Origin of the sequence: Methylomonas aurea, assembly GCF_024505045.1 — a bacterium.
GTDB lineage: Bacteria > Pseudomonadota > Gammaproteobacteria > Methylococcales > Methylomonadaceae > Methylomonas > Methylomonas aurea.
Genome location: NZ_JANIBM010000011.1, coordinates 25691 through 44279, shown reverse-complemented (window position 1 = coordinate 44279; position 18589 = coordinate 25691). Strand labels below are relative to the sequence as shown.

Annotated in this window: 16 protein-coding genes; 4 read left to right on the top strand and 12 right to left on the bottom strand. The window is 57.8% G+C overall.

The window, feature by feature from the left end:
• Both NP603_RS11210 and NP603_RS11205 read left to right on the top strand, forming a co-directional pair.
• Positions 1 to 3120, top strand: coding sequence for an efflux RND transporter permease subunit (locus tag NP603_RS11210; RefSeq protein ID WP_256610969.1), 3120 nt, complete (start codon positions 1 to 3; stop codon positions 3118 to 3120).
• Positions 3121 to 3131: 11 nt separating this feature from the next.
• Complete coding sequence (locus NP603_RS11205; protein ID WP_256610968.1) at positions 3132 to 4613, top strand: efflux transporter outer membrane subunit; 1482 nt, start codon at positions 3132 to 3134, stop codon at positions 4611 to 4613.
• 167 nt (positions 4614 to 4780) lie between these two features.
• On the opposite strand, the gene NP603_RS11200 is transcribed toward NP603_RS11205, so the two are convergent.
• Positions 4781 to 6361, bottom strand: a complete 1581-nt coding sequence (locus NP603_RS11200) for a GTPase (protein WP_256610967.1) — start codon at positions 6359 to 6361, stop codon at positions 4781 to 4783.
• Positions 6342 to 8084: a GTPase domain-containing protein gene (locus NP603_RS11195; RefSeq protein WP_256610966.1), complete on the bottom strand. Its 1743-nt coding sequence runs from the start codon at positions 8082 to 8084 to the stop codon at positions 6342 to 6344. The genes NP603_RS11200 and NP603_RS11195 overlap by 20 nt, the downstream gene beginning before the upstream one ends.
• Positions 8085 to 8199: 115 nt before the next feature.
• Here NP603_RS11195 and NP603_RS11190 point away from each other — a divergent pair, with 115 nt between their 5' ends.
• On the top strand, positions 8200 to 8634 hold the full coding sequence (locus NP603_RS11190; RefSeq protein ID WP_256610965.1) for a DUF6694 family lipoprotein: 435 nt from the start codon (positions 8200 to 8202) through the stop codon (positions 8632 to 8634).
• Here the strand turns inward: NP603_RS11190 and NP603_RS11185 are convergent, their stop codons facing one another.
• From NP603_RS11185 to NP603_RS11165, 5 genes are all read right to left on the bottom strand, one after another.
• Positions 8635 to 9300 (bottom strand): DUF2959 domain-containing protein, encoded by a 666-nt coding sequence (locus NP603_RS11185; protein WP_256610964.1) that lies wholly within the window; start codon positions 9298 to 9300, stop codon positions 8635 to 8637. It abuts the gene before it with no gap.
• Complete coding sequence (locus tag NP603_RS11180; protein ID WP_256610963.1) at positions 9293 to 9859, bottom strand: amino acid kinase family protein; 567 nt, start codon at positions 9857 to 9859, stop codon at positions 9293 to 9295. Before NP603_RS11180 ends, NP603_RS11185 begins: the two co-directional genes overlap by 8 nt.
• A complete protein-coding gene (gene pabB / locus NP603_RS11175; RefSeq protein WP_256610962.1) occupies positions 9856 to 11229 on the bottom strand; it encodes an aminodeoxychorismate synthase component I in 1374 nt (457 codons plus the stop codon). Before pabB ends, NP603_RS11180 begins: the two co-directional genes overlap by 4 nt.
• A gap of 76 nt (positions 11230 to 11305) precedes the next feature.
• Entirely contained in the window at positions 11306 to 12361 is a 1056-nt protein-coding gene (locus NP603_RS11170; protein WP_256610961.1) for a hydantoinase/oxoprolinase family protein, read from the bottom strand.
• Positions 12358 to 13350, bottom strand: a complete 993-nt coding sequence (locus NP603_RS11165; protein ID WP_256610960.1) for an ATP-grasp domain-containing protein — start codon at positions 13348 to 13350, stop codon at positions 12358 to 12360. The genes NP603_RS11170 and NP603_RS11165 overlap by 4 nt, the downstream gene beginning before the upstream one ends.
• An 11-nt stretch (positions 13351 to 13361) precedes the next feature.
• Between NP603_RS11165 and NP603_RS11160 the strand changes: the two genes are divergently transcribed.
• A complete protein-coding gene (locus tag NP603_RS11160; RefSeq protein WP_256610959.1) occupies positions 13362 to 14042 on the top strand; it encodes a HisA/HisF-related TIM barrel protein in 681 nt (226 codons plus the stop codon).
• A 56-nt stretch (positions 14043 to 14098) separates the two neighbouring features.
• Here the strand turns inward: NP603_RS11160 and fae are convergent, their stop codons facing one another.
• The 5 genes from fae to NP603_RS11135 form a co-directional block, all read right to left on the bottom strand.
• Entirely contained in the window at positions 14099 to 14614 is a 516-nt protein-coding gene (gene fae, locus NP603_RS11155; protein WP_256610958.1) for a formaldehyde-activating enzyme, read from the bottom strand.
• Positions 14615 to 14697: 83 nt separating this feature from the next.
• A complete protein-coding gene (locus tag NP603_RS11150; RefSeq protein ID WP_256610957.1) occupies positions 14698 to 15567 on the bottom strand; it encodes a triphosphoribosyl-dephospho-CoA synthase in 870 nt (289 codons plus the stop codon).
• Positions 15561 to 16457 (bottom strand): ATP-grasp domain-containing protein, encoded by an 897-nt coding sequence (locus NP603_RS11145; RefSeq protein WP_256610956.1) that lies wholly within the window; start codon positions 16455 to 16457, stop codon positions 15561 to 15563. Before NP603_RS11145 ends, NP603_RS11150 begins: the two co-directional genes overlap by 7 nt.
• A gap of 82 nt (positions 16458 to 16539) precedes the next feature.
• The gene (gene mch / locus NP603_RS11140) at positions 16540 to 17523 is read right to left on the bottom strand and encodes a methenyltetrahydromethanopterin cyclohydrolase (protein WP_256610955.1); all 984 of its coding nucleotides are present in this window, start codon (positions 17521 to 17523) and stop codon (positions 16540 to 16542) included.
• 4 nt (positions 17524 to 17527) lie between these two features.
• A complete protein-coding gene (locus NP603_RS11135; protein WP_256610954.1) occupies positions 17528 to 18562 on the bottom strand; it encodes an ATP-grasp domain-containing protein in 1035 nt (344 codons plus the stop codon).
• Between the last annotated feature and the right edge of the window lie 27 nt (positions 18563 to 18589).

Here is an 18589-nt window from a genome sequence, read left to right as displayed (position 1 = left end):
ATGAATCTGTCCTCCTTGTTCATCCGCCGTCCCGTTGCTACCAGCTTGCTGACCGTCGCCATCAGCCTGTGCGGTATATTGGCGTTCTTGAATCTGCCGGTATCGTCGCTGCCGCAAGTGGACTTTCCGACCGTGTCGGTGCAGGCGCAGTTGCCCGGTGCCAATGCCGAAACCATGGCCGCCACCGTCGCCACGCCGCTGGAACGGGCGTTGGGCCGCATTGCCGGCGTCAGCGAAATGACCTCCAGCAGTTCGCAAGGCTCGACCTCGATCACCCTGCAATTCGATTTGAACCGCGATATCGACGGCGCCTGTCGCGACGTACAGGCCGCGATCAATGCCGCCGCGAGTATGCTGCCCAGCAATATGCCCAACCGGCCCAGCTACCGGCGCGACAACCCGTCCGACTCGCCGATCCTGATTCTGGCGCTGACTTCCGACAGCTTCACTCGCGGCCAGATGTACGACGCCGCCTCGACGATCCTGTTGCAAAAGATTTCGCAGATACCCGGAGTCGGCCAGGTGCAAATCGGCGGCGCAGCCTTGCCGGCGGTACGGGTCGAATTGAACCCGAACGCACTGAGCCATTACGGTATCGGCCTGGACGACGTTCGCACCACTATTGCCCAGACCAACGTCACCCGACCGAAAGGTGTACTGGAAAGCGCCGACACTCGCTGGCAAATCCAGGCCAACGACCAGGCCCGCCAAGCGGCAGAATACCTACCGCTGATCGTGGCCTACCGCAACGGCGCGCCGGTACGGATTGCCGACCTGGGCGAGGCGGTGGATTCGGTTGAGGACCTGCGCAACACCGGCTTGCACAACGGCAAGCCGTCGGTATTGCTGATCATCCGCAAGCAACCGCTGGCCAACGTGATCCAGACTGTGGACCAGGTCCTGGCGGTGATGCCGCAACTGCGAGCGGCATTGCCGAGCAATGTCGATCTGTCGGTGGTGGTCGACCGTTCGCTGTCGATTCGGGCGTCGATCGAGGAAGTCGAGCACGGCCTGTTCGTCGCGGTGGTGCTGGTCATTTTGGTAGTGCTGGTGTTTTTGCGTAACCCGCGCTCGGCGATGGTGCCGATCGTCGCGGTGCCGGCCTCTTTGCTGGGTTCCTGCGCGGTGATGTATCTGTGCGGTTTCAGCATCAACAACCTGACTCTGATGGCCTTGACCATCGCTACCGGCTTCGTCGTCGACGACGCGATCGTCGTGGTCGAGAACAGCAACCGTCACATCGAAGCCGGCATGGCCCCGTTTCGCGCCGCCCAGTTGGCAGCCAGGGAAGTCGGCTTCACCGTGTTGTCAATGAGCGTCTCTCTGGTCGCGGTGTTCTTGCCGATATTGCTGATGGGCGGAGTGCCGGGCCGGCTGTTCCGCGAATTCGGCGTTACCTTGTCGGCCGCGGTGCTGGTGTCGCTGGTCGTGTCGTTAACCACGACGCCGATGCTGTGCGCCCGTTGGTTGGGCCGGGACGACCGACAGCACGGTTGGGCATATCACGCTATCGGCGCCGGTTTCGACCGGGTGCAGAACCTGTATCGCACCAGCCTGGGCTGGGCTTTACGCCACGGCCGAATCATGCTGCTGTTGTTATTGGCGACGATAGGCCTGAATGTGTACCTGTATATCCATATCGACAAGGGCTTCTTCCCGACTCAGGACGGCGGTCGCCTGCTCGGCGAGATTCAGACCGATCAGAATACGTCGTTTCAGACCCTGCAAAAGCAGTTCGGACAAATCTTGGACATCCTGCTGAAAGACCCTGCCGTTGCCAATGTGGCCGGCTTCGCCGGCAGCTCGCAGAGCAGCAACAGTGCCCGGATATTCATCACCCTGAAACCGCACGAACAGCGCGACGCCATCGAAATCGTCATGGACCGGCTGCGCAAGGCCGCCGGCAGGATACCGGGCGCCAATCTGCACATGTTTCCGGCCCAGGAACTGCGTATCGGCGGCCGGCCCTCGTTCGGCCTGATCGATTACACCCTGCAAGCGGACGATCTGGTTCTGTTGCGGCAATGGACGCCCAAAGTGCAGGCCGCCTTTGCCAAATTGCCGGAACTGAGCGACGTCAGCACCAGCCAGCAGGACAAGGGCGAACAGATCCGCCTCAGCGTCAACCGCGATCTGGCCGCCCGCTACGGCGTCAGCCAGGCCTTGATCGATACCAGCCTGAATAACGCCTTCGGCCAACGCCAGGTGTCGGTGATCTACAACCCGTTGAATCAATACCGGGTGATCATGGAGGTCGCACCGCAATATTGGCAATCCAGCGACACCTTGAAACAACTTTACATCAGTACTCCCGGCCAAACCGGCGCGGCGCCCAGCCCGGCCAAGCAAGTGCCGCTGTCGGCGCTGGCCAGTTTCGCACCAGGCAATACGCCGTTATCGATACGCCATCAGGGGCAATTCGCGGTCGGCGAGTTGTCCTTCAATCTGAAGCCCGGCGTATCGATGTCGGCCGCCAGCGCCGCGATCGACCAGGCCTTGCGCGACATCGGCTTGCCGGCCAGCATCACCGGCAGTTTTCAGGGCTCGGGCAAGGCCTTTCAGGAAGCGCTACGCAACCAGCCTTGGCTGATTTTGGCGGCGTTGGTCAGTATTTACATCGTGCTCGGCATTCTGTACGAAAGCCTGGTGCATCCGTTGACGATTCTGTCCACCCTGCCTTCGGCCGGGGTCGGCGCGCTGCTGGCATTGATGGCCTGCGGCAAGGAATTCAGCCTCATCGCGCTGATCGGTGTGATATTGTTGATCGGTATCGTCAAAAAGAACGCGATCATGATGATCGATTTTGCCTTGCAGGCCGAACGCGAGCACGGCCTGGATTCGGGTGAAGCCATTTTCGAAGCCTGCCTGCTGCGCTTCAGACCGATTCTGATGACGACGCTGGCGGCGCTGTTCGGCGCCCTACCGTTGGCTTTTGGCAGCGGCTACGGCGCCGAATTGCGCCAGCCACTGGGCATCGCCATTGTCGGCGGCCTAATATTCAGCCAACTGCTGACGCTGTATACGACGCCGGTGGTTTATTTGTATCTCGACCGTTTCCGGCTCTGGCTGCACAGCCGCTTTTACAACCTTAACGCCCGCCCGGCGACCAACTCCGTTTAAAACTGATCTTCATGCGCTCGACAAAAAACTCCACCGCAATCGCTTGTTTCCTGACTTTGCCGTTGGCGGCCTGTACGGTCGGCCCCGATTACGTCCGCCCGCAAGCCAAACTGACCGACGAATTCAAGGAAGTGCAAGGCTGGAAGCCGGCTCAGCCGCGCGACAACGGTTTGCCCGGTAAATGGTGGGAAATTTTCGGCGATCCGCAGTTGAACAGCCTGGAAGAACAAGTCGCCCAGGCCAACCAGTCTGTACTGCAAGCCGAGGCGCAATACCGCCAAGCGCAGCATCTGGTGCAATCGGCGCAATCGTCGCTGTTGCCGGTGGCCACTCTGACCGGCACGTTCAACCGCTTCAAGGCCGCCACCGGCCAAAACGTCGCCGTTGCCGGCGTACGCAATCTATTCGGCCAGGCGGTCGGCATCGCCTGGGAGCCGGACTTATGGGGCCGGGTCCGGCGCCAACTGGAAGCCAATACCGACAGCGCCCAAGCCAGCGCCGCCACCTTGCACGGCCTGATTCTGTCAAGCCAGGCCGCATTGGCCGATAATTATTTTCAATTGCGCACGCTGGACGCACAGAAGGCTTTGCTCGATGAAACCATCACCGCGTTCGCCAAAACCCTGGAAATTACCAAGAACCGCTACTCGGTCGGCGTTGCGGCCAAGGCCGATGTGGTCCAAGCCGAAACTCAACTCGAAACCGTGCGTGCCCAAGCCATCGACTTGGGCGTGCAACGGGCCAAACTGGAACACGCGATTGCAGTATTGATCGGTAAAACCCCGGCCGAACTGGCATTGGCGCCGGCGCCGCTAGACAGCCTGCCGCCGAGCATTCCGGTCAGCCTGCCGTCGGAATTGCTGGAGCGGCGTCCGGACATTGCCGCAGCCGAGCGCCAGATCGCCGCCGCCAACGCCCAAATCGGCGTCGCCAAGGCCGCCTATTACCCGACGTTGAACCTGGCCGGCACCAACGGCTTCCAGTCCGGCGACCCCGGCAATCTGTTTACGATGGCACGGCGTTACTGGTCATTGGGGCCAGCCGGGCTGGCCCTGACCCTATTCGACGGCGGCGTGACGAACGCCCAATACAAACAGGCCATCGCCGCCTACGATGCCAGCGTCGCCGCATACCGGCAGACCGTGCTGACCGGCTTCCAGGAAGTGGAGGACAATTTGTCGGCGTTGCGCATCTTGGAACAGGAAACCCAAGTCCAGGACAAAGCGGTCGCCAACGCCAAACAAGCCCTGGCATTGACCAACAACCAATATCAAGCCGGTACCGTCAGTTATTTGAACGTTATGACCGCACAAACCGCCGCTTTGGCCAACCAGCAAACTGCCGTGCAACTATTGGGTCAGCGCTTATCGGCATCGGTACAACTGGTCAAAGCCCTCGGCGGCGGCTGGAATGAAACCCTGCTGCCGACCGCGGATCAAGCCGGCGGCGAACGGAAGTGGACCGATTATTTGATTCTGCCGTTGGTGGAGTAAACCGGCGCGGATAAAACGCGGCGACCGGCGGGACCATTTGAAGGCGCGGCGGCCTACCCGCCGGCCGGATCAATGTGCTGCTGCGAGCTGAGATTGTCGAAGGATACTGTTCTGCGGGCTTCTAAAGGCTCACCAGGAACGGAGTGCCAGTGATCAACAGGGCCGGGTCAATAACCGCCATCGGCCAACAACGCTCTGCCCAATAAACTCTGTTGGTCGATCGCAGTTTCCGGCTCCGCCGCGCATCGGCCGATCAGCGCCTGCAACTCGGCGCCCAATGCCCGGTTGCGCTGCTGTTCAGAGGCCAGTACTTGGCGTATATCGGTTAACACCGCGGCCAGGGCCTGCTGCAGGCCTTTAGCCAAGCCCTTTACCGCAGCCTTGTACAACGACGGCTGGATTTTTTTATGCAGGAAAAACGGGATCAGCCAGCTCAAACCAATCAACAATACGCTGTGCACCGCAAAATCGGTACCGAGATAGGCGCTATGGTCGGCCGTGCTGCGGTAATAGCCGGAGAAAACCTGATAGCCGACCGTACCCATCGCCGCCAGCGGCAGTAAGGTTTCAGCGGTAGCGGTCAACTTGAGCAAAACACGCTGCGCACCGTTGCCGGGGTTCAACATGGCCTGGCGTCCGGCCAGTTCGGTCTGCGCAGCCACGCGCTTGCCGGCATCTTCGCGCATGCTCTGCAGAGCGGCCTTCAACGGCTTGGTCGGCAGACCGGCTTGCGCCGCCTGCAGGATTAGTTCGTCCAGCATGTCACTCAGCCGATTTTGCGCCCAATCGTCCCACAGCGCAGTGTCGGCTTTATCGCCCAGGTGGTCGGCCCAGTACTTGGCCAACTGCTGCATGGCCCAAGCCAGGCCTTGTTGCAGTTGGGATTCGACTTGCGGCCATCGCAAGTCGAGATTAGTCTGTAACGCCCCAAAATCGCGGCCGTCGATCTCTGCGGCCAAACGTTGCAGAGCTTGTTGCAGGTGCCGAAGGCGCAGTTGCTGATTGCGGCGTTCCAACTGGGCAACGTTATGCCGGCCGGACAATTGCCGCAATTGCTCCAGCAACAGGCCGAATTCGTCGCCCTCCGGTTCGCTGCAACTGGTGCGGAAGATCAACGGATCGGCGAAACCCGCCTTGGCCAATTGTTGCTTGAAGTCGTCGAATTGCACCGGCAGGCCGCGGTCCCACTGATTCATGACGAACAGCCAGGCATGCTTGGCGCCTTCCGCCAACAGCAATTGCCAAGCTTTATTGTCGCGGTACCGTTCCGGACTGACCACATACAGCAGTACGTCGATGTGCGGCAGCCATTCCAACACCAATCGTTTATTGCCGAGTTCGACGCTATCGAAATCCGGCATGTCGATCCAGACGATATGGCTATTGCTCGCGTCGTTATGCCTGCTGATTTTGATGCTGTCCAGCGGTAAACCTTCCGGCAATTGGTCGATGTCCAGGCTCTGGTGGTGATAGAGCGTCACTTCCCGCGAGGTCGGCCGTTCGATGCCGGCCCTGGCGACGGCCTGGCCGGCCAGGCGGTTTAACAGGCTGCTCTTGCCGACGCCGGTACCGCCCATGAAGGCGACGATCAGCGGCGCGCCGGTCTGACTGGTAAACAGTGCGCCGGTCCCGGCCGGCTCCAGACTCTGCAGCAGCGCGGCCTGCTCGGCGTTCAGACGGCCGGCGGCGACGGCGCTAGCCGCCCACTGTTGCGCCTCGGCCAGCAGCTCAGAGTATGCGTAAGCCATGTTTCTTCTCTTTCAAAGCCAGCTCCGCCGCATGGCATTGTTGTTCGGAAATATTGAACCGGGTCTGGCTGTGTACGGCCAGAGGCAATTGATACAGCCGTTGCTTCAGGCAGCCGTCGAATAAGGCGTTATTCACGGTAGTAAATTGGTGCTGCTTCAATTCGGCTTCGACCCGGTGCATATAACTGCCGATGGCGCTTTCCGCCAGCAACGAGGTGATGGTCAAAATCAGCGGCGTGATCACCAGGTCCTGCACGCCAATGCCGCCGGCCTGAATCGCCAGCAACATCGCGCCGGCATCAGTGGTGGCTCTGGTTGCGCGCAGACTGTTCAAAACCAGCGGCTGGCCCTGCAGTTTATGGTACAAGCGCTGCGCGGCGGCCTCGACATCCTGTTGGAAATCCTGATGGTAGCTATCGACCGCACGTTGGTAGGCCAACAGGATTTCGCCGCGGCGCTGGCGCAAGGCCATCGCATTTTCCCGCCACCAGAAACTGTCCGCCGGTTCGGTTTCGGTTTTCTCCAGCACCCTGTCGGCGAGTTGAATCAACAAATGCTCGCCCAATTGCTGCAACACCGCCAGTTCATGGCTGGGATTGGCCGCGGCTTTGGCGTTGCCCCAGTCCATCAATTTGCGAAACGGCCAGGTCATGGCGCGCCGGGTCTTGCCCAAAACCCGCGCCAGACCGGGTATCTCCAACAGCGTCAGCAGGTTCAACAACGCATTCTGGAAGGTTTCGTAATGGTGGGGATGATTCAGATAATCGCGCCGATAATCGCGCATGGCATCGGCCAGGCATTGCTCGACCAGGGTTTGCCAATGGCGCTGGGCGTGATGTTCGCTAAACACCGGTTCCAGCCATGCCAGCCAATACCGGCTGAGCAATTGTTGCTGCTTGTCGGCGTGTTTGCTGCGCGCCACTTTCTGCGCCAGATCGAGCACGACGCGGGAGGCTGGGGCCGGCCATTGCAGTTGCGCCGGCGCTTTCTGGAACGGCAGCGCCAGCACCGGCGGCGGGGGATCGCTGCGGGTTTGCCGCCATTTGTCTCGCAACGACTCCAGAATCACGGCCTCGCTGCCCTCGCTGAGTTTGTTAACGCAAACCAAGGTCGGTTGTCGGTAGGCTTCGATGAACTTCATCAGGTCCCAAACCGATTGGTCGGCGTATTTTTCCTTGCTGACCACCAGAATCACGGCATCGGCCAAGGCGATGGTGCGTACCACCCCTTCCCGGTAATCGGCGGAATCGATCGAGTCGAAATCCGGGGTATCCCACAGCACGCAGTCCGGCAGCAGGGGCGACGCCGTGGCAGACGAGTTTAGCGAGTAACAATCGTAGCGTCCCGGCCGTAACGCATCGCGCTGCAACTGTTGAAACCGGCCGAAATACTGTTGCAACCCGGCGCAATCTTCAGCTGGCACCCGATGGCAAAAACCCTGAGCATGGACGGTATAGCCGGCCAACGGACTGACGCCGGCGCTCTCGCTATTCAAAAGCAGATTGACCACCGAGCTTTTCCCGGCCTGAGTCGGGCCGATCACGGCGATCTGCAACGGCAACGCGGACTGGTTTTCCAGCAACTGGCCCTTGCGAATAAAGGCTTCGGCGTGGAGTAACTGTTCTATGCGTTGCTGGTATTCCATGAAGCGGGAATTTTTTCGGTCCAACTGCTGTAGCACAATTTCGTAACGCTGTTTGAGAAGTTGGATAAATTCCAGCATGTGGTAAGCTTGTGTTTTTAATTACCGAGTAATTTGGTTTGTTGGGTGACCCGCATTACAACCATTATAAATACAAAAATCGGGTTTGTTTATTTAGCCACTGGGGGGCTGCACTATGAAAAAAGCGTCAACGGTATTGGTTTTACTGCTCTGTTCGGTGATGGCCGGTTGCAACAAAAGCAACCAGATCAACGGCAGCAGCATGAAAACCGTCAACAGGTCGATCAGCCATATCAAGGAGAAATTGCCGCTGGACCAACGCATCGAGTTCGAAGTGTCGTTCTGGACTTTGCGCGACGAGATCCGCAGCAACCAGGAATTCCTGGACGCGATTGATGGCAAAACCCCCGAACAGTTGATAGAAACCGGCAAGGAATTGTTCGCCAAACGCAAGGCGTCCGGCAACAAAGAATACGCCCAATACGATTCGTGGGACCAAATGATTACCCAGTATTCGCAAGAGCGCATCGACCAGAACCGCAAAAAAACGCCTGACGCGCGCGACAAGAATCCGCCGGCGCGGGTCGATTACAAAATGCACGCGATGTAATTACTTGCGCACGGCCACCGGGGCCGGCAGTTGCTTTTGGTCCGCAAGGATCGCAACGAACTGGCTGGCCTCGGCGATGGTTTTCTCCATCACCTCGATCAACTTCGAAATATCTACGCCAATCTCAACGAATTCGTGCCGCAAAGCAGCGATGGCATGGGCATTGAGATTGTGCTTTAAGAACAGCACCTGGTCCTGAAACGCCGCCAGCACCGGCACCATCCGATTTTCCGCGGTTTGCAGCGCCTTGAGTAACCGCGCGTATTGCTGGCGGGATTTTTTCAATTGCTGCTGGCTACGGGCGCGCAAAGCCCGGTTGCTGTACAAATCCAGCTCCGCTTCCCATTCGGCGAACAAGGCCTCGCTGACCTCCTCCACCGCCTGTATCTTTTGACTGACGTGGTCGGCCTTGCTGCGGCATACATCATAGCGCCGCTTCAATTGCTGGTAGCGTTGTTCCAACGAACTCTCCGGCAAGTGCACCAGGGTTTTGAATTTATCCAGCGCCTCGACGAATTGGTCGCGGCTGTCTTTCAGGCTGTGGCAGGCCTGGTCCACCTGCATCACGACGATATCGCGTTTGTGGTGGCCGAGCAGGGATTCCCGGCTCTGGTAATACGCCTTGCGCAAGCGCCGGTTCAGAATGGCTTTCAGGAAATTAATCATGATGGAACACGAAGTCGTCTTTATTGACCACGCTAATTTTACAGGAAGCGGGTTTAGCAAAGCGGGCGAATGCCGGATCGAGAATGCCTTGCCGCTGCAGTTCCGGCCAGTGGGCCCCGGCATCGACCGGCGCCGACTTAACCAGGATCAATTCGTCGGCGCCGATACGACCGGCCAGCCATGCGGCCAGACTGTCGGAGGTGACATCCCAACTGGCCGGAATCCCGGCGGCGTCCAATTCGACAACTTGCGGCGCCCAGACCAGCGTTTTGGCGGAAGCCGCCCCGGCTGCCAACGATGCGGCATCGAATACGACTTCCAGATCGGGAAGCAGCCCGCATATCAGTTCGGCCATTTGCTGCATCGCCAGCAAGGCCATCCGGTGCGCGGCAACGTCGTCAAACGCATACTGGCGTTGCGCCGCGCGAACCCGGTCGGCGAACGGTCCGCCGCCTGGCACGATGACGACCCGCCCCGGCCGCATCGCCGCGGCCGCCAGGCAAGCCGGTAGCGCCCCGCTTTCCAGAAGACTGCCGCCGAGCTTGACTACACCGATCATCGGCCGAATTGGGCCAACAACTGTAGCAGTGCCGCCGCTTTATCAAAGCATTCCTGATATTCTTCGTCGAGCACCGAATCGTTGACGATACCGCCACCGGCCCAAAAGCGAATCGTGCCGCGATTATGCACCAGCGTCCGGATCGCAATATTGGTGTCCATATTGCCGTCGAAGCCGACGTAGCCGATGGCACCGCAATAGACTCCGCGCCGATGCGGTTCCAATTCCTCGATGATTTCCATGGCCCGGATCTTCGGCGCGCCGGTAATCGAGCCGCCGGGAAAACAACTGCGCAACAAATCCAGCGCGTGCTGGCCGGACGCCAACTGGCCGGTGACGGTGCTGACCAAGTGGTGCACTGTGGCGTAGCTTTCCACCGCGAACAGATTCGGCACCCACACCGAACCTTTCCGGCAACACTTGCCCAAGTCGTTACGCAACAGATCGACGATCATGACGTTTTCCGCCCTGTCCTTACTGCTCGACACCAAGTCTTCGATCTGCGCCTGATCCTGTTCCGGATCCGCGCGGCGCGGACGGGTGCCTTTGATCGGTTTGGTCTCGACCGCGCCGTCGGTCACCTTCAGAAATCGTTCGGGCGACGAACTCAATATCCGGACATCCGGCAGATGCAAATAGGCGCTGAACGGCGCGGCATTGATCCGCCGCAGTACCGAATAAGCCTGCCACGGGTCGCCGGCGCAGGCACTACTGAAACGCTGAGTCAGATTGATCTGGTAACAGTCGCCTTCTTTCAGATAACTCTTGATTTTGCCGAATGCCGCCGCGTATTGGCGCTTGTCCATGTTAGCGGCAGGTGCCTGCAACACCTGGAACGCTTCAGTCAGGCTCGGTGGCGATATTTGGCTGAATTGCGCAATCAAATGCTGCAGTAACTCGTCCGGCAGGTCGTAACCGACCAGCCAGCTTTGCTGTTGCTGATGATCGACGACCACCGCCCAACGGTAAATGCCGACCGCCATGTCGGCAATGCCCTCGGCGTCTGCGGCAATAGCGGGTAATTTTTCGATGCGGCGAGCCAGATCGTAGCCGAAATAGCCGATCGCGCCGCCACAGAACGGCAAACCGTCGATGGCCGGTAAGGTTGCGCCCAACACCTGCTTCAATAATTCGAACGGATCCTCAGCGCTTTCGACGACCCGATCGTCGCGTTCTATTCTGGTCAGGTTGCCGTAAGTTTGCAGAGTTGCAACGGGCGCGTAAGCCAGAATATCGTAACGGTCCTGCCGGCTGTGGGGTTGCGCGCTATCCAGGAACACCGCCCACGGCAGATGGGCAATTGGGGCGAATAATTGCGCGCTATCCGAAAAGTACGGCAGCGGTTGTTTAGTGGGTTTGGCTAGAAGCATTAAACGGGGATGCAGGGCCGGCTTGGGCGGCAAGGACGTGATTGAACACCGACAGATTTTATACCAGCCGCCGACATTAACCAAACCCACCGGCCAGATAAGCCACTGCGGCGGCCGGCGCACAGTCGCCGGCATCGATCTCGCCGCCCTGGCCCGCCGTCGGCAGTAAATCGGCGAAATCCCGGTACTCCAGCCCTAACTCGCCGACTATCTGTTTCACCAGGAAACGGCCAACGCCGGCGCCTAGCATGGCGTAGCGTTGCACCGCCGCGGCGGGTAACTGCCGTCGGCACGCCTCGACAAGCTGTTGCAGCTGGCGTTGTTTAAGGTGGGCCGCAAACGCCTGCCATAACCCCCAATCGGCTGGGTCGAATTCGTAGCCGGTCAGGCGCGACAGGCGTCTGGCGCTGGCAAGCACGGTTTTTTCCGCGCCGTCCGCAGTATCGGCCTGGTCATGAGCGTCGTTCAGATCTCCGGTCAGCCGGTAGACATCGGCCGTCGTCGCGAACAGCTCGGCCATCAGCCCCATTTGCCGGCCATTGAACTCGGCCTGCTGGGCAATCGCCATCACCGGCGTTCTGACCACGCCGGTATAGACCAACTCACCGGACACCAGACGTTGGTAATCGGTAAAGCCTTGCACGCGTGGCTGCGATTGTTCAATCAGCAGGATGTCGGTCGTGGTGCTGCCGATATCGACAAACAAGGCATCGGGTACACGTTTCGCGGCCAGCATCACGCTGGCCAGCCAATTGGCGGAAGCGATGTCCATCGCATCCGCTGCAATCACCTGCCCCGCCGGCAAAAAACCGCGCAAACCGGCGAAAACATCGATCTTGTCTGCACCGTAATGGCGGCACATGGTACCGATAATTGCCGCGACCCCCTGCTCCCGACTGCTAAAGCAATCGACCAATTCGCCGGTCATCGTCAGCGCATGCCGGCAGTATTCCAAATCCAGGTTAGCGGTCAGTTCGGCAATCGCACGCTGCAAGTAATCGATGCCCTTCCACAACGGGCAAGCCACTTGGCCGACGCTGACGATATCGCCGGCGGCATTCAACAGCGCCAGCTTCAAGTGGGCACCGCCCACATCCCAACCGGCAATCCGAGCAGCGCCGGATCGACTCATATCGTAACCTCCACAACTTGATGTCTTGTCGGAACCACTATCGGCTCGCCCTGCCTGAGCCGTAACACTTGCTCCGCCACATTGATGCCCGTAGCCGGGCCGATACCGACGTAAGAACTGGTCAAACGCGGATTGATTTCCAGAACCCATGCCCCGGATTCGCCGGTTTCGATCAGGTCGATACCGGCATAACCCCACAAGCCCGGCAACGCCGCGGCAATCCGGCCGACCAAGTCACGATAATAGTTTTCCCGGCCGTTACGCTGGTTGACAAAACATCCGCGTAAAACGAATCGCTGGGCCTCCAATACGATTTGCTGTTGGTTGCAAGTCAATAAATAAGCCTTGCCGTCATTGAATAAGGCCGACAGGCTGATGGCTCGGCCCGTAACCAGAGGCTGGATGGCATAGTGTTGCGGCTGATCCAAAGCCGCAACCGCGGCCGGCAAAGCCTCCGGCTCCACGACCAAGGTATCCTGGCACCCGGCGCCATCGCGGATTTTAATTACCGCCGGCCCGCCAAAATCCGGACATTCCTCAGCCGGGTAGGTCTCGACCGCCGGTATCGCTTGGGCGTAAAGGTGGCGGTAGGTCGCCAACTTGTCGCCACATAGAGTCAGAGTAGCCGCATCCGACGCCAAGGTTTCGACACCGGCTGCGCGCGCCAGCTCAACCAACCGGGTCAATATGCCGCCGGTTTCCGGCGCGATCGGCCAGAACAGATCGGCTTGCGCCAGCGACTCCGGCAACAGTTCCAAAACATCCTGGCCTGGACCGACTCTGACCAACTCGACACGCTCCGAATCGACAGCCAAATCGCAGCGTTCGTCCACAGTAACCCGCAAACGCAGTTGCGGAATCTGCTTCAGTTCGCCTAGCAAAGCCTGTAACATCATCCTGCCTTCAGCCAGCAAGGATGCGGGTAAATCTTCGCCGGCCATGCCGCCGCCGCTAATGTATTCGAATACCAGAATGGTCAGTTGTTTCATCCGCTCACTCCATGCAAATTATTCCAGTCATTGATTTAAAGGATGGCTTGGTGGTTCACGCCAGCGGCGGGGACCGCAGCCGTTACCGGCCGATACATCTGCATTCCCAGATCGTTGGCGGCAGTTCGATTGAAGAAGTCGTTTCCGGTTTGTTGGAGCTGTATGCATTTTCGGCGTTTTACATCGCCGACTTGAATGCAATCGAACGCAATGGTAGCCATCGTTCAATCCTCGAACCGCTGCTAAGCCGTTATCCGGCCGTCGATTTTTGGCTCGACAACGGTTTGCAGCCCCGCAGCCTAACTCCGAACCCAGCACCTAATCTGAGAACGGTTATCGGCACCGAAACCCAGTCAGAACCGACCGATTTAAGCGGTTCGGCGACGATTTTATCGCTGGATTTCAAAAACAATCAGGCCTTGGGAAATCCGGCTTGGCTGGATCTGCCGCAATACTGGCCGGATACGGTAATCGCCATGACCCTGGATCAGGTCGGCGCGAACCGCGGTCCCGACTTCGCCAGACTCGATTCGCTTCGCCGCGTTCATCCGGGCAGCCGTTGGATTGCCGCCGGCGGCGTGCGCGGCATTGACGATTTACACAGCCTCGCAGCGACCGGACTGTCCGGTGTATTGATTGCCAGCGCCTTGCACAACGGCAGCATCGGCACAGCCGAATTAAGCAAATTTTAGGCAAAAAAATACCCCGGCAAGCCGGGGTATTTTGTACAGCCTTCGATACTAAAAAATTAAATTTTGTTAGCAGCAAACGGGTGTTTAGCGTCTTTTCTGGCAGCCAATACTTCTTTAGCAGTCGGAGTGCCGGCTACAGCGCGAGCGATAGCTTCTTTGGTTGCTTTGTAGTTGAATTCTTCGATTTTCGCGTCGTCTTCAGCCAACCAGTGGATGAAAACACCAACGGAAACGAACAAGTCGTCAGCTTCGTCAGCAGGAATGGTGCCGTCTTCAACAGAATCGGCAACTGCTTGAGCAACAGCGCGTTGCGCTGGTCCGAACATTTGAACGGCTTGTTTTGAACCTTTGATGGTTACTTTGTTGAACAGGATGGTAGCCGGTTTAACCAACAGGTTAGGTGCGACCACAGCCAACAGAGTAGAGAAACCGTCTTTGTTGTTGGTCAAAGCATTTGCAAACGCGGTTTCCGCCGCTGAACCACGTGGGCCCAAGATCAGGTCGATATGGGCAATTTCGTTGCCGTCACCAACCAAAGATTCGCCTACGCGCATGTTTGTAATTTTTGCCATTTTAAATTTATCCCCTAAAGATAAGATTGAACCAAAAAATAGACACGATAATGTCCCAAAATATAGTTTCTTCGAAGTTCCCTCTATAACTCACCGGCCCGTTGTTGGCCGATAAGCTGTTCCAGAAGCACCACCAGTACTGTCGCTACAGTCATATCAGCTGTCGTACCCGGATTGATTCTTTGTGCCTTAAAAGCTTTGTCCAGTCCGTAAAGTACCGGAAAAAGCTCTTCAGGCTCAATGGCGAGCTGCATCGCTTTATCTAGCGATTCCATCTCAACCCTGATCCACTCTGAATACCGCTTTCCATACTTCCGTTCGATATGGCTATCGGGATAGCGGGCCAACATCGCAGCAAAAACCGCTAGCGCCGCCCAACCAGAATCGCCAGACAAAACGAAAGCACGATTATATCGTAAAACTGCAAAATCAAAAATGTCTTTAAAATGGGTAACGTATTGCAAGGCGATCCGATCCTTGTCTGCTGCAAAACGCATCGCTTCCGTCAACGTGACCGCCGCTTTTTCCTGGACGTCGTGTTGCTCGGAATCGCCGAGCCCGGCCGGCGCAGCCAATACGATGGCTTCGAATACCCAGTCGGCATCCTGCTGCGTGGTAGTTTCCAAAATCCGGTCGAGCGCTTGCCGCCAAGATTCTCCGGGTTTCGAATTCGTTAAGGCGTGAAGTAACGGCGCGCACAGCAAAACGATGCCAAGATTGGTGTTACACGCCACGGCCTCCCGGGTCGCTTTGACGGCGTAGTAAATTTTTTCACCCAAACAAAACTCAGGATCGGTAATCGGTCCGCTACTGACTTCGGCGCTGAGCCTGAAATCATCGACTGTCATGTCGTGCGCCGGGCTGTAAATGCTGACATTGCCGGGCTTAAAGGCCTGCAACTCAATCTCGCATGCCTGGCGATAAGCCTGGATCAACTGCTGCCGACTCAACATGGTTCGCCCAGATAGCGACTCAATAAATCGGCCACCAACATCCGGGCGACGTTGGCATCGCAAACGCTTTGCAAGCCTTTCCATGCCGGAACGCTATTGACCTCTATGATGCGGTAAACGCCATCCCGGTCTCGAATCAAATCGACGCCGGCATAATCCATGCGCAGCGTATCGACTGCCGCCACAGCCAGATCGGCCAATTCGGGTTCCATGTCGATGGCCTCGCAACTGGCGCCGCGGGCAACGTTATTCAGCCAGGATATTCCGCGCCGCCGCATCGCCGCGACCGCTTGGCCGTTCACCACAAACACCCTCACGTCCGAATACCCGTCGCCATCGCATTCGATAAACCGCTGCAAATAGTAAATGCCGCGGCTGCTGGTCAGCCATAACAGATCAGTGGATTTTTCGATACGACGGATGCCTTCGCCCTGCGAGCCGAACAACGGCTTGCTGATCAAATAATGACCATGGCGCAGCTCGAGTTCCGCGATTGCCAAAGCTTGCTCGCGATCTCGTAACACCCAGGTCGCTGCCGTCGGCAAACCGGCGCGCTGCAACAGAAAACTGGTCATGCCTTTGTCGACGCTGCGCTCTATCGCGCCGGCGTCGTTGTATACCGGCACGCCAAGCCGTTGCAACGCGTGCAATATATCCAGGTAAAAAACCACCTCTTCCAGCGATCCGCCGGGCACGCCGCGAACGAAAACCGCTGCGGGCAAGCGCTCCGCAAACCCCGGTACCAATACCGGCAGATCGTTATTGTCCAGTTGTAAGCGGCAAGCGGTCAGCGATGCATATTCGGCTTCGAAACCGTGCTCGGCAAAAGCCAGGCACAATTGCTTGCCGTGCCAACCTGGGTCGTCGGTAAAGATTGCAATTCGGCGCAATGGAAAATGAGCAAAAAAGTTAGCGGTGCGGCGGCGGGCTTGCCTAGCAATACTCGCTGCCGCGAGGGGAAGTCGGAGACGGTTAAGCGCCGAACGATTGATTTAACAATGCATTGTCCAGCTTACCGGCCCGGAAACTCTTTCCGGATTCGACGGCGGTGACGATGACCACGGCCGGACTGAACAGCATCGCATCGATTTTGAAGAAGTCGTATTCGTAAGCTTTGAAGATATCTGCAAACGGCTTGCCGTAGTCTTTGGAAGTCGAACTCGGCAATTCTTTGGCCAGTTTCTCGGCCGCAGCATCGTCACCCTTGACAAACAAATGTACCTGTCCGGCGAACAAAATCGCATCGTTAGTCCGGCCCATCGCCTTGACAAAATTCGGATGCGGCGGGCAGATCGGCGCACTGCCGGAACCGTCTACGATATTCTCCAACGGAAAATGCAAGGCATGGGCTTTGTGCATCGCCACTTCCAATACCCGCCCGACAACTTGCACGCCGCCGGCCAGACTGCTGGTCGGCGTGACGATGATCGTCAGTTTATCCGGGGCCACGCCGCAAGCCGCCGCGACTTTTTCGACAATTTCCACCGGCGGCACGGCATCGTTTTCGATCACCAACACGGTCCGTTCGGCGCTGTCGCGGTACTCCAGCTCCTTGTACAATTCTTCCACCGGCTCGACTGCGCCGTCTTTGACCTTGGTCGCCATCGCCCGCGCCGGGCCGGAACCCAAGGCGTAATACTTGCCATGCGACAAGCTCCAGCCGGCGTATTGGCTGCCCAAACACGACAACACCGGATTAGTGGCGTGGACATTGATCGTCAGCGGCCAACTTTCGGTGTAAGCGCTTTGCGAGATGGTCGCAGTCCCCATGCCGCCCATGCAGATTTCGGTAATGATCCGGCCTGCTTCCAAGCCGCCTGGCACCTGGATGCCGGCATCGATGATGGTACAACCATTGTCGAGCTGCTCGATGCCCAACCTCAATTTGTCAGCGTTATCCAGCAGCTCCTGCACCAAGGGCTGTGAAAGTTTGTTGACGCTCGCCTGATATTGCATGAATTTAACAACCTGATTCTAATAGAGTTTGAAGGATGGCCTGCCGATGCTCCAACTGCTCGGCAACCTGCCGCGAATTTTTTCCGGTGGCAATAATACTGCATATCGGCTGGCCCACGCCAAAAATCGAGCCTGCGACCGGACGATCCACGACCCAATCCGGCCAATCCAGGCCCGCGCCGATTTCGCAGTCTTTGGTTGCATAGACAATTTGGTACGCTGAGGGCTGGCCGGAAATGTTTAGTGCGGAAATTTCCGCTGCCTCGAACACAGCCATATGCAGCAACAGCAACTCGCTACCATAGAGTTGGGCGCTGGCCGATATCCGCGGATTGATCTCCAGAACATAAAACCCATTGGCGTCGAGCATAAAATCCAATGTGTTCAGACCACACAACCGATACGCAGCGGAAAGTTTCCGCACCGCCTCAGTTATTAAGCAGCGGGTCTCGGCCGCCAACTCGGCATGACTAGCGATGCCGCCGAACAAAAAATTTTTTTCGGAAATTTGGGTGGCGCACCATTGGCGATTGAACCCGATCACATCGACATCAGTAGCGGAGGACAAAAACAGAACTGACATGGCTTGACCGTGGATGTAGCGTTGCCAGTATCCCTCGACTCCAGCCGATGCTTTGTTATGCGTTATGCCTATACCACCTTCACCGCACCAAGGCTTGAAAATCCAACCATCACCGGGTGAGGAAGCAGCAAAGCTTGTCGCCGGATGCGCAATACGCAGTTGCGCCAAAAGTTGAAAAAAATAAGATTTGTCCTGAACCTTGCGAAAGACCTCAGCTGAATTCCCGAATAGTGGCCATTCGGCTTGCAAATACTCGATAGTTTCCGGATAGCTCTCGAGGCCGCTGCCATAAACAATCCCATCGATAACATACGACTGCCGAACCTCTAACACCGCAGCGCGTATATCAGGGCAAGCTAGGGAAGCAACCTTGAAGACCTGATTAGCCACTTGCCGGGTATCGACATCGGCATAGCAATCGATTGCCACCACATCGCAACCAATTTGGCTGGACATCTGCGCCAGCATCCGAGCCGATTTTGC

Excerpts from the sequence above, each read along its gene's own strand:
- NP603_RS11210 (WP_256610969.1), top strand. The coding sequence starts at position 1 with ATGAATCTGTCCTCCTTGTTCATCCGCCGTCCCGTTGCTACCAGCTTG.
- NP603_RS11205 (WP_256610968.1), top strand. The coding sequence starts at position 3,132 with ATGCGCTCGACAAAAAACTCCACCGCAATCGCTTGTTTCCTGACTTTG.
- NP603_RS11200 (WP_256610967.1), bottom strand. The coding sequence starts at position 6,361 with ATGGCTTACGCATACTCTGAGCTGCTGGCCGAGGCGCAACAGTGGGCG.
- NP603_RS11195 (WP_256610966.1), bottom strand. The coding sequence starts at position 8,084 with ATGCTGGAATTTATCCAACTTCTCAAACAGCGTTACGAAATTGTGCTA.
- NP603_RS11190 (WP_256610965.1), top strand. The coding sequence starts at position 8,200 with ATGAAAAAAGCGTCAACGGTATTGGTTTTACTGCTCTGTTCGGTGATG.
- NP603_RS11185 (WP_256610964.1), bottom strand. The coding sequence starts at position 9,300 with ATGATTAATTTCCTGAAAGCCATTCTGAACCGGCGCTTGCGCAAGGCG.
- NP603_RS11180 (WP_256610963.1), bottom strand. The coding sequence starts at position 9,859 with ATGATCGGTGTAGTCAAGCTCGGCGGCAGTCTTCTGGAAAGCGGGGCG.
- pabB (WP_256610962.1), bottom strand. The coding sequence starts at position 11,229 with ATGCTTCTAGCCAAACCCACTAAACAACCGCTGCCGTACTTTTCGGAT.
- NP603_RS11170 (WP_256610961.1), bottom strand. The coding sequence starts at position 12,361 with ATGAGTCGATCCGGCGCTGCTCGGATTGCCGGTTGGGATGTGGGCGGT.
- NP603_RS11165 (WP_256610960.1), bottom strand. The coding sequence starts at position 13,350 with ATGAAACAACTGACCATTCTGGTATTCGAATACATTAGCGGCGGCGGC.
- NP603_RS11160 (WP_256610959.1), top strand. The coding sequence starts at position 13,362 with ATGCAAATTATTCCAGTCATTGATTTAAAGGATGGCTTGGTGGTTCAC.
- fae (WP_256610958.1), bottom strand. The coding sequence starts at position 14,614 with ATGGCAAAAATTACAAACATGCGCGTAGGCGAATCTTTGGTTGGTGAC.
- NP603_RS11150 (WP_256610957.1), bottom strand. The coding sequence starts at position 15,567 with ATGTTGAGTCGGCAGCAGTTGATCCAGGCTTATCGCCAGGCATGCGAG.
- mch (WP_256610955.1), bottom strand. The coding sequence starts at position 17,523 with ATGCAATATCAGGCGAGCGTCAACAAACTTTCACAGCCCTTGGTGCAG.
- NP603_RS11135 (WP_256610954.1), bottom strand. The coding sequence starts at position 18,562 with ATGTCCAGCCAAATTGGTTGCGATGTGGTGGCAATCGATTGCTATGCC.